The sequence below is a fragment of the Chryseobacterium caseinilyticum genome (assembly GCF_014837145.1).
Taxonomy (GTDB): domain Bacteria; phylum Bacteroidota; class Bacteroidia; order Flavobacteriales; family Weeksellaceae; genus Chryseobacterium; species Chryseobacterium caseinilyticum.
On record NZ_JACYFS010000007.1, the window covers coordinates 145,432 to 159,196 of the forward strand.

Annotated in this window: 12 protein-coding genes and 1 pseudogene; 1 reads left to right on the forward strand and 12 read right to left on the reverse strand. The window is 36.5% G+C overall.

The genetic code is table 11. The features are described from left to right. Positions 1–2 precede the first annotated feature (2 nt). The 10 genes and pseudogenes from IC610_RS17420 to IC610_RS17460 all read right to left on the reverse strand — a co-directional run bounded on the left by IC610_RS17420 (position 3) and on the right by IC610_RS17460 (position 10,922). Positions 3–554, reverse strand: coding sequence for a hypothetical protein (locus IC610_RS17420; protein ID WP_191737975.1), 552 nt, complete (start codon positions 552–554; stop codon positions 3–5). Between the two features lie 18 nt (positions 555–572). Then, on the reverse strand, positions 573–1,412 hold the full coding sequence (locus IC610_RS17425; protein ID WP_191737976.1) for a GLPGLI family protein: 840 nt from the start codon (positions 1,410–1,412) through the stop codon (positions 573–575). 30 nt (positions 1,413–1,442) lie between these two features. Next, positions 1,443–1,760, reverse strand: coding sequence for a hypothetical protein (locus tag IC610_RS17430; RefSeq protein ID WP_191737977.1), 318 nt, complete (start codon positions 1,758–1,760; stop codon positions 1,443–1,445). 267 nt (positions 1,761–2,027) lie between these two features. Beyond that, the gene (locus IC610_RS17435) at positions 2,028–2,453 is read right to left on the reverse strand and encodes a hypothetical protein (protein WP_191737978.1); all 426 of its coding nucleotides are present in this window, start codon (positions 2,451–2,453) and stop codon (positions 2,028–2,030) included. 6 nt (positions 2,454–2,459) lie between these two features. Beyond that, entirely contained in the window at positions 2,460–2,792 is a 333-nt protein-coding gene (locus tag IC610_RS20050) for a tetratricopeptide repeat protein (protein ID WP_228462959.1), read from the reverse strand. An 81-nt stretch (positions 2,793–2,873) separates the two neighbouring features. Beyond that, positions 2,874–3,134: pseudogene (locus IC610_RS20235) on the reverse strand (tetratricopeptide repeat protein); the annotation flags it as partial. Between the two features lie 109 nt (positions 3,135–3,243). Further along, positions 3,244–8,937 carry a DUF3320 domain-containing protein gene (locus IC610_RS17445; protein ID WP_191737979.1) on the reverse strand — a complete coding sequence of 1,898 codons (5,694 nt, stop codon included), beginning with the start codon at positions 8,935–8,937 and terminating at the stop codon, positions 3,244–3,246. A gap of 113 nt (positions 8,938–9,050) precedes the next feature. Then, positions 9,051–9,662, reverse strand: coding sequence for a hypothetical protein (locus IC610_RS17450; RefSeq protein WP_191737980.1), 612 nt, complete (start codon positions 9,660–9,662; stop codon positions 9,051–9,053). A gap of 56 nt (positions 9,663–9,718) precedes the next feature. Further along, positions 9,719–10,474, reverse strand: a complete 756-nt coding sequence (locus IC610_RS17455) for a DUF2490 domain-containing protein (RefSeq protein WP_191737981.1) — start codon at positions 10,472–10,474, stop codon at positions 9,719–9,721. A gap of 1 nt (position 10,475) precedes the next feature. Next, positions 10,476–10,922: a PepSY-like domain-containing protein gene (locus IC610_RS17460; protein ID WP_191737982.1), complete on the reverse strand. Its 447-nt coding sequence runs from the start codon at positions 10,920–10,922 to the stop codon at positions 10,476–10,478. Between the two features lie 299 nt (positions 10,923–11,221). On the opposite strand from IC610_RS17460, the gene IC610_RS17465 reads away from it, so the two are divergent. Further along, positions 11,222–11,659: a cupin domain-containing protein gene (locus tag IC610_RS17465; RefSeq protein ID WP_191737983.1), complete on the forward strand. Its 438-nt coding sequence runs from the start codon at positions 11,222–11,224 to the stop codon at positions 11,657–11,659. 346 nt (positions 11,660–12,005) lie between these two features. Here IC610_RS17465 and IC610_RS17470 read toward each other — a convergent pair whose 3' ends face one another. Together IC610_RS17470 and IC610_RS17475 are read right to left on the reverse strand one after the other, a co-directional pair. Further along, positions 12,006–12,815: an HAEPLYID family protein gene (locus IC610_RS17470; protein ID WP_191737984.1), complete on the reverse strand. Its 810-nt coding sequence runs from the start codon at positions 12,813–12,815 to the stop codon at positions 12,006–12,008. Between the two features lie 62 nt (positions 12,816–12,877). Next, positions 12,878–13,747: a LysR substrate-binding domain-containing protein gene (locus tag IC610_RS17475; protein ID WP_191737985.1), complete on the reverse strand. Its 870-nt coding sequence runs from the start codon at positions 13,745–13,747 to the stop codon at positions 12,878–12,880. Positions 13,748–13,765 lie beyond the last annotated feature (18 nt).

The following is a 13,765-nucleotide window of genomic DNA, read 5'->3' on the forward strand; positions in this document are numbered from 1 at the left end:
TTTTACTTCTTAAATTTAATAGTTCGAATAGCTTTTAACAGATCTTTCTGATTCGCTGAGCTCAGATTTTCCGCATATAAATTAAATTTGATTTTGCCGAGCGAAGAAGACCCTAAACTGTCAATGTAAATACCTGTCATACCTTTGCCTTGTTTTTTTGGACTTACAATCTTTGCTTTGTAGCCGGAAATTATTTCATATCTGCTGGTGTTAAGTTTATAATCATCCACATTTATTTTAGAGAGGTCGTTCACGATAATCATTTTAGTGGTATCAATATCCGGAATTTTTTGTAGGATGATCTCTAAAAATGATTTCTCATAGATTACAGAATTTTCATCCAGTGAATTTGAATAAGGGCCATGATCAAAGAAAACCGTATCATTCTTTTCTGTTACAATAGCGCCAACATCACTGTCAGTTCCTTTTAAGTTAATTTTATTCCAATTAACAGGAACTGTTATATCAAAGCTGCTGAAACTTATAGATTTAGTATTTGTTTTAGAACACCCAAATGCAATGAAGAATAGTGGAAAGAATAAATTTACTTTCATTCACGCAAAATAAAATGATTATCGTTTCTTTGATTTGCCGTTATTCTTCAAAACATCAATCTCAATAATGTTGTTGTCTTTGCTTATTTTTTCGAGCATTGTTTTCCTGATTTCACGGATAATCTGTTCGCCCGTTCTGAAATTTCCCTGGGCATCTGTTTGGTCAGGAATTCTCCCGATAAGATGGGATGTGGGTTCTGCTCTGTTTTGAAGGTAGTTTTTTATATAAGTTTCATAATCCAGTCTTTTAGGATTAGATTCATCCTTTCGGTAAGGATATTCGAAAGGACTTTGCACGTTTTTAATGCCCTTCAGAATAAATTTATGGCTTAAAGTTTTATCCTCAATTTTTAGAATTAATCCAGGTAAACCTTTGAATTTGTAAGGACCGTCCTGAATCGGAATATCTTTGGCAAACCATGCATTCCATATTCTTCCACCAAAATTTGTAGTTGCCTTCTGAACTTTATAGTTTAGAATTTCATCAAATTCATTCACTAAATTCCATTTTAAATTGATATTTTGTTCGATGCTGAAATTAGCATCGCCAACTTTAGTTTCAAAAGAAACTGTATTGTTTTTTAAATCTTTGATTACCATTTCACCAATTCTGTATTGAAGCGGCATTACCATCATATTTTTTTTACTCTCTTCATTTATTGTGGAATCCGAGATCAATTTATCTAAACTGTAATAATATGATTTCTCATTTCCTACGTTCAAAATCATGATTTCTCTGCTGACCTCTTTCTGATTGGTAGAATCTGAGATGAACCGATATTCGTAAGTAAATTCTTTATTTTGAGCCGACACAAACGTAATGTATAGTAAGGCAACAAAGTTCAGGTATAGTTTCATTAATTTAGTATAATTTAAATGAAGGAAAGATTAAGCAAGTTGACCTTTATCAGATTCGGTTTCACAAATAAGACAAAAAAGATCCTCCCTTAAAACACGGTTAAGTCTGTAATCGAGAATTGCTCTGATTTCAAGATCAAAATCATGTTCGGCAACAGATTTCATTGGATCTGATTTTTTTTCAGGTAAAATCATTTTGCTTTTAATATTGTTTGATTCAGTTTTTGCAGTGTCTCTCTGCGAAGCCGTTGCAGCAGAATCTTGTTTAAGCTGGTTTTCCAATGGCTGGTTTTGTGCAAATATAAAGTGGCAGCTAACCAGAAATATAATTTGTAAAAATTGTTTCATCGATGACTATTTGTGAAACTAAGGTAAGAAAAATCTGGACTGATTTTCTCCTGTTTGTGATTTTTATGAAAAATAATTTATGATTAAGAGCCTGTTTAAATTTCATCAGAATTAATTTGCCCCGACTCGTCTTTCGACAAGCTCAGGATGACATAGGAGTTAATTTTGATGAAATTTTCAAGGCATTTTTCTACCCTTTAGGGTTGGGAAAAAGAAAAATGACTTGAAAATTTGTTTTTTAATCATTTTTAAACAGGCTCTGAGAATTTACAATTTTTTAAATCGATACGGAATCTTCACAATATCAATCACTTTCTGTCCCTGATTATTTTTTCCCGCAATCCATTTTATATTTTCTGTTGATTTTCCCGCAGCAGCTTTTACTTCTTTATTAAAAATTTCATTTTTTCCGTAGGTAGAAATATTAAGAACGTTACCATCTTGGTCTATCTTTAAAATGATTTCAGTACTTAAATTACTACCTGCAATTTTCAAATTACTTTTGTTGATATTCTGGTCAATCTTCTTCAAAAATACCTTGTTACTACTTGGGAATTGTGCAGGAAAACTAACCCTCGGTGGTGGCGGAACAGATTGATCCTGCGGTTGGGAAGATTGGTAGCGGTCTGAGATTTTTTGTGAAAAACAGATGGAGAATATTGAGAGGGCTAAAAGTGATAATGCTTTTTTCATTTTTGATTATTTACAAAATTCTGCAATGCTGGTTTGCGTTGTAATTCCTAATTTTTCTGCCATTTTAAAGTCTTTACAAGCCTCATCATTCAAATTCAGTTGGTGCTCAAAAGTTGCTTTATAAAAATATGCCATTCCATACTTTGGATTGATTTCAATAGACTTTTTTAGCGAAGATATTGCATCCAATGGCTTATTTAAATAAGATTGACAAATTGCTTTTGAATAATATGTTGTGGAATTTTTTTTATCATAAATTAATGCCTTATCGAAGTATATTAGTGCCGATTCGAAATCTGCTTTCTGAGATTTTATATTCCCTAGGTATAAATAGCCCATTGAGAAATTGGGCATTAATTCTGTGACTTCTCTAAAATCCTTTTCGGAATTGTCGTAGTCTCCAACAACGTAATAGATAGAACCTCGACCAAAGAGTGCTAATTTGAATTTTGAATCTATTTCAATTGCTTTTGTGTAGTTTTCAATTGCCTTTTCATATTTTCCTTCGACACTGTAAGTATAACCAAGTCCATAAAATGCATTTGCGTTTTTTGAATCAGCTTTTATCGATTTTTCAAATTCCTTCTTAGCATTTTCAAAATCAGACGCTAAGACGTAATTATTAGCTCTAATAAAAGAATCATCGCAAGGTTGCTGTGTTTTTTGAGTACAGCTGATAATCGAAAAAAAATAATAATAAGAATTTTATAAGTTTTTGTCATTTTAGTTATATTTTAAATTATTGGAAGCAGGACAATTCTATTTTTAAATTATAATGTGAGCAAATCTATCACCCCAAAACAATCCTCCCATCAACCTCCTTCAGCAATCCTTTCCCAACCAAATCCTCCACACAAAATTTCACCACCGCATCAATCTGCGAACCCACTTTCGAAAAACCAAAGGTCTTACAAACCGCGCGGATCAGTTCCTCTTTATTCAGACTCAAACTCGAATGCATCAGTTCCATCATGGCCACAGAAATTTCTTCAGGCGCAATCTCGTCGATCAGCCTTTTTTCTGTGGAATTATCTCTGTAAAAATCGAGATTTTGAGACTGTAAATTTTCGCTCCAGTAAAATTTCTGATAACTTTCTGTGGTTTGAATATTTGGAATAGAAGCCAAGGTTTCCAGGAGATAGGTATTCAATTTTCCGCCGGCTCTCGAAGTGTTCCAAAGCTTGAGAATCTTTCTGAACAAAGCGTTTTGGCTGATCGGCGATTCCGTATCAATGATGGTTTTAATCTGACTTAAAAGAACCGGTCTGTTTTCAAAATAATAAATCGATTCCGAGTTGGCATTGACTGCAGGACTTAAATCTGCTGCGACGTAAGGAATTATTTTCGTAGGCTTTTCTGCTTCCGAAACTTCGCTCAGATAGACTTTTTCAGAAGTTTTCAGTTCAATGATTTCTTCCTTTTTTTCTTTGACCTGTGTTTTGATTTTTTCCAGTTCAGCCTGAATTTTTCCAACGATTTTCTCTTTATTTTTAATCCAGTCCAGCGTCCAGATTCTGAAAACGTTCCAGCCCAAACCTTTCAGTACATTCGGTACGAGGAGTTCGCGGTCATTGGTGGTGTGGATGTTAAAATAATTCTCACTGTCCAGCAAAATCGCCAGAAGATATTCGCTTTCGTTTTCAGGATCGATGATTCCGATGTCGATTTTATATTCTGAAGTTCCGATGTTGGTTTTGATTTTCAAACCGTGCTCTTCAAGGGTTTTCGCAATAGAATTCACCATCAGTTTCTGCTGACTGACAGTTTGATTTGAATTTTGATACACTAAACCTTTTTCAGAAAAATTCAGGAAGTTTTTTAATCCCAAAACGCCTTCCGAACTCGTTCTGTTCATGTCGATCTGGTCGCCTTTTAACGAAGAGAAAACTTTCATTTCGTAACGGGCTCTTGTGACGGCAACATTCAACCGTCTCCAGCCACCATCACGATTAAGCGGACCAAAATTCATCGAGACTTTCCCGTCTTCATCGGGTCCGTAGCCAATCGAGAAGAGAATAATATCTCTTTCGTCACCCTGTACATTTTCCAGGTTTTTAATGAAAATTGGTTCTTCAGAATTAATTGCAAATTCTTCCAGATGCGGATTTTCCTGAAATAATTTCTGCAGCAAATCTTCAATCAGACTTTGCTGAGTCTGACTGAAAGTCACCACACCAATCGATTTTTTATTTTGATTTTCGAGATGAATTCTTATATATTCAATAATCGCTTCCGCCTCATTTTTATTGGTTCGTGTTTTCCCTTTGTCGTAAAATCCGTTGATAAATTCAAACGTTACTTTTCGGTTTAAATCATCCGGAGACGGGAAGGTGAGGAGTTTATTGTCATAAAAATGAGCATTCGAGAACGAAATCAAACTTTCATGCTTGCTTCGGTAATGACGCAACAGATAATTGGATGGAATTGAAAGTGCGAGACAGTCATCGAGAATACTTTCCAGATCTTCGAGCTCAAAATTTTCTTCATCCACTTTCTGGGAAGCAAAGAAACTCGTCGGTGGCATCTGTTTCGGGTCGCCCACAATAATCGCCTGCTTTGCCCTCGCCAAAGCACTTACCGCCTCCGAAGTCGGCAGCTGAGAAGCTTCATCGAAAATTACCAGGTCAAAATGCTCTTCATTCACATCAAAATACTGCGCTACTGAAATCGGACTCATCAACATACACGGTTTGAGCCTCGGAATCAAAGTTGGAATTTGGTCAAACAGTTTTCTGATGGATAAACCTCTACCTTTATTCCGGATTGCTTTCTGCAATATTCCGATTTCTGAGCTCTGAACGGCTTCCTGAGAAAAATTCGGAATGCGGTCGCTGAGCTTCATCGTCAGCTGATTTTTCGTAAGTTCCGTAAATTCTTTGTGCAGATTTTTATACTGCTGAATCTGAGATTCGTAAATATTGGCATCAAAACCGTTCAGAGTTCCCGAGCTGTAAATGGTTTTAATGAATAAATTCAGATGAATGATTTTTTCAAATTCGAGTTCCAAAGATTCTGTGTCGAGCCAGCCTTTTTCCAGAAAATCAATAAACCAAATGAGGTTCAAATCCTTCGCTTTCTCTTTTAAACCATTAAAATTAATCCAGTCTTCCAGCTGATTGATATTTTGTACAATAGTCTGCAGATCGGCATCACCGGGAATTTCCGCTACATATTCCAAGAGATTATTTTCAGCATCGTGGAGCTCTTTCAGCTTTTCAACATTTTCAGAAATGTTCTGACTGTTATTCTGTTTTAAAGAAAAATCTTTCAGCCATTCCGGGAAATTTCTGATGGATATTTTTTGGGCTAAATCTTTCGCATTTTCAATGGTTTTTAAATCTTTTTCAATCGCCGAAATATCAAATGCGCTTCCATTAAAATAAAGATTCGTCACCGGTGAAAGTGCGTTGTAATGGAGATTTGAAAGTTGATTTTTAAGCTGCTGATAGTTTTCAAGCTTTTCAAAAAGTCCGTCAATCTGCACATCAGATTCTATTCCTGATTTCGCATAACCGTTTAATTGCTGCTTTACTTTCCTTTGTTTAAACCATTTTGGAATAAACCAGGTATGTTTCGCCTGATTCCAAATCAATTTTAATGAAGCAAAATCAATATTTAAGATGGAAGAAGTAAAATTGGAAGTGATTTGACTTTCAGTTTGTTGAAACTGCGTCTGTTGCGCCATCCAGTTTTTAAATAAATTCAGCTGACCTTCATTAAAAACCAGATCAATCAACCCCGATTTTACCGGATTGTCTTTTAAAAATTCAAGAATTTCCACACTGTCCGCATTGGAAACTTCTTCGAGCTGAAACTGTTTTTTAATCTGCTCCGCCGAATTTTTCTTTTCATTAAACTGAGAAATTGCCGACAGAATCAGGTTTTTATTTTCAAACTGATGGCTCGATGTTTTGATCGGTCGCAAAGCATGAAGCGAAGGCTGCCCAACCTTTTGCACAATCGAAGCAAACGGAATTAACCAGTCTTTCCACTGATTCCAGTTGAAAACATCGGCACTTTCCAGAGGAAAATTGATGTGAAAACGTTCGTCTGCTTTTACGTGATTGGTTTCCAGAAAGGCAATCGTATCAAATAAACTCCAGCCAATCGGGAATTTCTGATGCAGATCATTCACGTATTTTCCGAGTTCTTTTCTGCGCTCGTCGAGACGTTTTGCCTCCTCATGATAATCGGCGTTGATTTTATATTTCGGAACTTCCAGCGTTCTTTCAAACTGTTTCAGAACATCCGATTTCTTCGATTTGTTGGAATGCAGTTCGAGACAGAATGCGCCCAGACCAATATTTTCCAGACGGTTGTGAACCACATCCAGAGCGGCTTTTTTGGCAGCCACGAAAAGCACTTTTTTATCATTCGACAGAGCATCGGCGATGATGTTGGTAATCGTTTGTGATTTTCCGGTTCCGGGAGGCCCATGGAGGATAAAACTTTTGTTGAGGTTGGCATTTTTTACAGCATTCAGCTGAGAGTTATCGGTCGAAATGGGCAAAACCAATTCAGAAGCGGAGATGTTTTCAAGACTTTCAACATCATTTTCCACGCTTTCCAAAGTTCCGGTCAGGCGGCCGTCGATCAGACTTTTTACAATCGAAGATTTCTGAATTTCTTCTGAATATTTTGAAATATCCTGCCAAAGAATCAGTTTGTTAAAAGAAAAAATACCCAAAACCAACTGCTCCAGAACATCCCAGCCTTCAAGATTGAGAACGGCATTTCGGATAATCGCCAAAACTTTCGGAACATCAACTCCCGATTCGTCGATCGGAAGATTTTCGAGACTGTTGATGTTGAGTTTGAATTCCTGCTTCAAATATTCGAGCAACGTAATGTTGATCATGGTTTCCTCTTCACGGCTTCGGAGCGTAAATTTAGAATTTACTGATTTCCGCGACAGTTCGACGGGAATTAATAAAATAGGAGCGAGCCTCGAGATATCTTTATTTTTCGGTTCAAACCATTTCAACAAACCAATGCCCAGATACAGTGTACTTTTTCCGTTTTCTTCTTCGGCAAGTTTTGCGCTTCGGTAAAGGTTGGTGAGAATATTGTCGAGGTCATCCTGATGATAATATGTTAAAAGTCGGTTGTATTTAAACTCATCTTCCGCCAGTTTGAAAAGCGGCTGCGACAGATGTAAAGGTTCGCCATACAGACTATATTTTCTGAGCATAGCCTGATTGTTGTCGGGATGAATGGTGAATGATTTTCCGTCGGCAAGGCTGTCTTCGAGCACATTAATTTTCGTGTCAATCAGCTGAAGCATGCTTTTGGTAAAGCGCAGATTCAGAAGATTATTTCTGAGCGAGAGATCGAGCAGTTTTCTTTCCCAGACTTTCTGTTTGGTTAAATTTGAAAAATCGGTCAGTTCAAGATCGTCGTACTGCGTTCCCAAATTAAAATCCTGATCGAGCTCAGTTGAATGTGGAATTGAACTGAAATCCTGACTCTGAATTGTTTCATTTTTAAGAAGTGGGAGCGGAGAGATTCCTGCTGATCTTGCGTTTTTAATATCCAGTGACAACAGAAATCTCGATGAATCCATCAGCTGGGTTTCTGCAGAATTCATGGCATCTTTGAATGAAATTTGGGTTCCTCTGCATAGGCTGGTCGATTCAATTAAAGCAATTTCTTTAATTCCCGAAGCAATTCTTTTGGAAATCGCCTTCTGATCTAGATTGATCATCCCGTCAAACCGCTGATCATCCAACCAGACTCCGACAAATGCGTGGCCTTCTGTTACAACAATTATCGGATTTAAATCGATGGCTTCCAGACATGCCGCAAAAAGCAGGGAAATATCAATGCAGTTCCCGAATTTTGTTTCTAAAACAGTGTCCACAAGCCTGATCCTTTGTCCGTTCTTTTCAAAACTTGGAGGCATTGAGCTGTAAATCAAATCCAGGTTCTGAATAGATTTATAAATCGCCGAAACCATTTGTAAAACTCTTTCCTTACTTTTCTGCTGATAGCCCTCAAATGATGGTGTGAGTTTATTTCTTGCTAAAATATCGATGGCATCGGCTTTCAGTTTGTACAGTGAAGTATTGTTGGAAAGAACGTAAGACGCCAAAAGTTGCGGATACGACTGCAGTCCACCGAAATAATCCATCGGCAAAACTTCTATGCTGAAACTCTTTTCAAAAATAGATTCACCGTCTTTAAAAACCTGAATTTTAATCTGATCTAAATCTTTTTCCGTCAGCCTCTTCAGCAAAGAATTATCAAAGACAAAATTGAAAAGGGAGATTTTGTACAGTGCATTCGCCTTAATTTTGTCAATGTAAATATTGTATTTTTCAAACAAGCCTAATGAAGAACTGATCTGAAGATTCAGATTTTCAAGATCTTCAGTCACTTCTCTGAAAGCAATGCTCTGTAGAAAAGGATATTGGTTGAGGCAAAAAGTATAGTTAAAATAAGAGCTGTGCTGTATCTGTAAGTCAAACGGAATAATCTGATTCATAAATGTATTTTGTGATCACTCTCCTTTTCGGGAGATAATGCAATTTAGAAATAAAACAGATATTGACAAAATGGATTTCCGGATGATATTGAATACAGTATTTGCAAATTTACTTAAGATTCTATAATCAAAATTAAATTAATCTTTCCGTCCGTCGTTTGATGAACTTCAATTCCGCTTAAATCTAAATCTGCTAAATCATGTCCCCAAATTCCATATTTTCCGTTGGTTTCATTTCGGTTGATTAAATCTGTTCTTTTTTCAAGAGGAATAGTTTTGATTTTTGCTGTTGTTTCTTCCTCAGCGTAAATTTTATGGTAATTATTACTGATTTCTAGAATTAAATCTTTTCGCGTAAAACCATTCGGGTTTGACAGTTCAATTTTTGCTGGTTTTTTTAATGGATAATCAATAAGTAAATTAATCTTATTTTCTTTAATAACAATTTCATTAGGATTAATCAGCTGACTGATTTCATCCTGAGGATTTTCGACACTGATCCAAGGTATTATGCCTTCGGGCCAATCTGCTTTTTGCTCATCGGTTGCAGAAAGTTCAAAGTTGATTTCAGATATCAATTCTCCCGCTGCTTTATAAATTTTATCCAGGTGTGCAGCTTCGTTTTTTTGTATTTCTGTAATATATTTTTCACTATTTGATTTTTGGCCTTTGCAACTTGACATTGCCAGCATCAGACAGAAAATGGTCATTTGATAATTCTTCATTTGTGAAATCTTAAAGTATTTTTCTTCTCTCAAATATACAAACTTTCCCTGATCTTCTATTTTCTCTTTTTCCCATTAAAAACCACATCCAGCGCCAGATAACTCACGTCATACGGGTGATTTCCTCCCACCAGGTTATTCATATAACCAATATCAAAAGTCACAGCGGAATTTTTTGGGGTGACGGAGTAGTAAGCGAGAAAACGGCTTTCATGGTATTTCAAATCGCTCCATTCTTTTGACACAAAATCTTTTTCGGTGGAAAATAACTGCTCGGAACTGATAATTACTTTTTTGGTGGCATCTTCATTCAGGTCAACACTCAATTGCAGCCGCAACCGGCTTCTTAAAGCAAAAGTTTCAGCATCTTCCAGACTTTTCGGGGCGAAAAATTTCCTGAATTCCTGCCTGAAAGTGGGTGTTATTTTAAATTTTGAACCTTTAAAAGCATAAGACAGTCTTCCATACAGCCTTACTTCCTGCTGGTCAACCGTTTGATTCGTTGCAGCCATTTTTTCTTTCTGATCCCTCAGACTTAATGCGAATGAATACTTCCAGTTGCTTTTAAATGTTCTGTAAAACTCCTGATTAAGAACCCAAATTGAAGATTTTTGCACAGGATTAAGCAACGTTTCACCCGTTCTTCCCATTGCGACGTAGCTCATGGATTCCCATTCTTTATTGATTTTTTTCTTTATTCCCAAAGCAAACCAGCCCGCCGATTTTGCATGTCCTAATCCCGGCGGACTGATTTGTGCAGAAATATGCAAGACAATGCCTATTAAAGCACTGAGAACTAAAAATTTCTTCATTTTAATCTGCTCTCTTCTCCAAAATTCTTCCCTGCGCGTCAAAAACCACTTTCCATTCCTGAGATATATTTTTCAGTTCGACATGGTAAATTACTTTTCTGCCTTCCGTAATTTTCTTCAGATCATCGGTTCTGTAGCCTGCAAAAGATTTGTTGATAGAGGCCAATACAGCTTTCGGAAGATTACCTTTAGAAATTTCTTCCTCGTGTCTCACCAGTTTTCCGTCTCTTGAATACAGAACTTTGTGGTCGTCGCCTAAAAATCCTGTTTCAAATTCCACTTCATATAGATTTCTTTTAATTTCCCAGTCGGTATCTGCGGCTTTTGGAAAACTCTTCTGAAAGTTGTTGAGAATCACGGAAGGAACTTCATTCTGATGAATATCCTGCGCTGAAATGTGGGTTAAACTTAAACCAAAAATGCTGATGGCTGCAATTAAATTTTTCATAACGTAAATTTTTTATAATGCTAATTTCCGACACGATTCTGGAAACAATTGGGAATATTTTTTAATTTTTTAAACCATTAAGATTTGTTAAGGACTTAAGATGGTTTAAGGGAAATAAATTTCTTAAGATTATATTTTTATTTTCTCTCACAGATTAAATGTTTTTGAATGTTTCTTCTGAGTAAAATCTGAGTGTGTTTTTGAAATACTTTAAAGTTTTTAGATCCGAAAACTGCTGAAAGCGGAAAATTCAGAACAGAATTGAATATCTTTGAAAAGATTGTTTTAATAATTTAAAAATGAAAATATTTTCACCACTCATCGCGGCCGTCTTCATCATGCTGTTTCAGCAAAAAATGTATGCTCAGAAAGTTGAAACAGCAAAAGTGCCTGGTAATTACACCATCGAAAATTGCGTCAACGAATTTGATTTAGCTCAGGCAAAAAAAACAAATTCCGGTTATCAGTATTGGTTCGCCGACAAAAAGTTTACTGAAGAAAACACCTTAAAGATGAGTATTGTAGAACCCGGAAAATCTACGCACGCTCCACATCGCCATCCTGAGGAAGAATTTTTTTATATTCTTGAAGGAAAAGCTTCTTTTTATCTCAACGGAAAAACCGTGGAAGTCGGCCCGAATACCAGTTTGTACTGTCCGCCCAACTCAGATCACGGAATCAGCAATGCTGGAGATAAAGATTTGAAATATCTGGTGATTAAAAAGGATTTGCGTTAGTCGTAAACCTTATCGTTTAAAAAAAAATCTCACGCAAATGAAACAGATTGAGCCGAATAATTAAAAATCTGCAACATCAGCAAAATCTTCGGGAATCCTAAAAAATTAACGATGATCCGCAAATTTTCATCGTTAGAAAAACCTTGTATTTCTTATTTAAGTCAACGCCTTTGTGTAACTTAAAAACGATAATTATTATAATTCTTTGTTTGGCTTTGCGTTAAATTAAATTTTATAAAAAATTGCAGATGTTCAAAAAAATTAATCAAAGATAAATTCCTGCTTCAGAAAGTTTGAGAAATTCAACAGATTGCGGTGTCAATAACAATAAAAATTACAACGTTAATCAAGGCTCATACACCAGTCTGAAAAACGAAGACACATTTTCTTTATCGTGCGAAACAGGAATTCCCGTTACGAATCCTACCGCAAAATGAGAATCCAGTTTGATTTTGATTTGTGGACGGAGCGTGACAAACATTTTTCCGTGGGTGATTTCTTTATTCACTTCCATCCCGATGAAATGACCGGAGTTGGGTAGCGAATACATCACGGAAGTATTAATCTGCCAGTCGACCGGAGTTGCTTTTTCGCCCAGTTCGTGCTGAATCATCGGATAGGTGTAAACCAAAGTGTGAATATTGGAACCCCATTTTTTCGCTGCCACAAAAAACGGACTGTACACCAAGCCGGTAATGAATTTTCCTCTGCCGTAATTTTTAAAATCTGTGAACTCCAGAACCTGCGTGTAGCCCAAAGCCATCGAAGTCTGAGATTTTTCCGAAACAAAAAACGTGTACTGCGCAGAAAGCCTGATTCCGTCTAATCGGTTTCCCGGAATCTGTTCTTTGGTAGAATTGTTTTTCGGAGTGAAAAAAGAAAAATCTGTTTCCACCTCCAGACCTAATCTGTTGATCGGCGCAAATTCGTATTCGGCTAAATAACCATTTTCTCTGTAATCAGTTCCGCTTGAAAAATCTGCACCCAGATTAAATTCCTTTTCGCCTTTTCTGGCTCCGAGATCCCGCACCAAATCCTGAAAAATAGGTTCTGCATGAGAAACTTTTACAGGTTTAGACTGTGTTTGTGCAAATGCTGAAAAGCATCCTAAAATACTTAAAATTCCTGTGAGTATAATTCGTTCCGTAGTTTTCATACTGCAAATCAACAGCACGAATCGGGAAAAATTTGGGAAGAAATCTGGAAAGAACTGGGAATTTAGATTTTCATTATCATCTCAGAAAAACTTTTCATCGCCTCGGTTTGATATGCTTCTTTCAACTGCATTAAAACAGCTTTGCGCTCAGCCTTATTTTCTGTAATCGGAATGGTCACCAGATTTTGTCTGTCATTTACTGTGGAATCGGCCAGAATGGTGTGAAAAATTCCGTTTTCTACAATTTCTATCAAAGTAGGGATGTCGTTGATCTTCATTTTTACGTTGGGAGAGATGAGGTTTTGTTTAAATAAATCCATGACGTAATGTGTAGTACTAAAACCGTCAAAAGGCATTGCTAAAGGGAGTTCAGCAATGGTTTTAAGATTGATCTTTTTAAGTTTTGAAAATTCAGAATTTGTAGAAGTTACAAACATCATTTCAGAAACAAAAAGATTCTGATACGTGAAATTTTCTGCCGGATGAGCTTCCTGATAACTTAAAACCAGATCGAGTTCAGCATCGCTTAATTTTTTCAGCAGAATATCGGTAGTTTCAAAAAGGATTTCAAGATTGATCTGAGGATAATTCTGAATGAAATTTTTCACAGCAGGAACCAATATCGAACGAAGTCCATACGAAACACCAATCATAAGACTTCCGCGTGAGAGTTTTTTTAGATCATTCATCGCCAGTAAAGATTCTTCAGAGCTCCGGACCGATTTTTTGGCAAACTCAGCGAAAACATTTCCGGCTTCGGTAAGCTGAATTCTTTTCCCGATTCTATTGAAAAGCGGCGTATCAATTTCCATTTCCAACTGTTTAATCTGTTGGGAAAGCGTACTTTGACTGATGTGCATCGCATTCGCAGCTTCCGTAAAGTTCATCAGCTCTTTGGCTTTGAGGAAATATTTCAGTTGACGGAGTTCCATTCGTAAATCGGTTTTATA

Coding starts and splice junctions, on each gene's coding strand:
- IC610_RS17435 (WP_191737978.1), bottom strand. CDS start 2,453: ATGAAAAAAGCATTATCACTTTTAGCCCTCTCAATATTCTCCATCTGT.
- IC610_RS17430 (WP_191737977.1), bottom strand. CDS start 1,760: ATGAAACAATTTTTACAAATTATATTTCTGGTTAGCTGCCACTTTATA.
- IC610_RS17465 (WP_191737983.1), top strand. CDS start 11,222: ATGAAAATATTTTCACCACTCATCGCGGCCGTCTTCATCATGCTGTTT.
- IC610_RS20050 (WP_228462959.1), bottom strand. CDS start 2,792: ATGGGCTATTTATACCTAGGGAATATAAAATCTCAGAAAGCAGATTTC.
- IC610_RS17420 (WP_191737975.1), bottom strand. CDS start 554: ATGAAAGTAAATTTATTCTTTCCACTATTCTTCATTGCATTTGGGTGT.
- IC610_RS17445 (WP_191737979.1), bottom strand. CDS start 8,937: ATGAATCAGATTATTCCGTTTGACTTACAGATACAGCACAGCTCTTAT.
- IC610_RS17455 (WP_191737981.1), bottom strand. CDS start 10,474: ATGAAGAAATTTTTAGTTCTCAGTGCTTTAATAGGCATTGTCTTGCAT.
- IC610_RS17425 (WP_191737976.1), bottom strand. CDS start 1,412: ATGAAACTATACCTGAACTTTGTTGCCTTACTATACATTACGTTTGTG.
- IC610_RS17475 (WP_191737985.1), bottom strand. CDS start 13,747: ATGGAACTCCGTCAACTGAAATATTTCCTCAAAGCCAAAGAGCTGATG.
- IC610_RS17450 (WP_191737980.1), bottom strand. CDS start 9,662: ATGAAGAATTATCAAATGACCATTTTCTGTCTGATGCTGGCAATGTCA.
- IC610_RS17460 (WP_191737982.1), bottom strand. CDS start 10,922: ATGAAAAATTTAATTGCAGCCATCAGCATTTTTGGTTTAAGTTTAACC.
- IC610_RS17470 (WP_191737984.1), bottom strand. CDS start 12,815: ATGAAAACTACGGAACGAATTATACTCACAGGAATTTTAAGTATTTTA.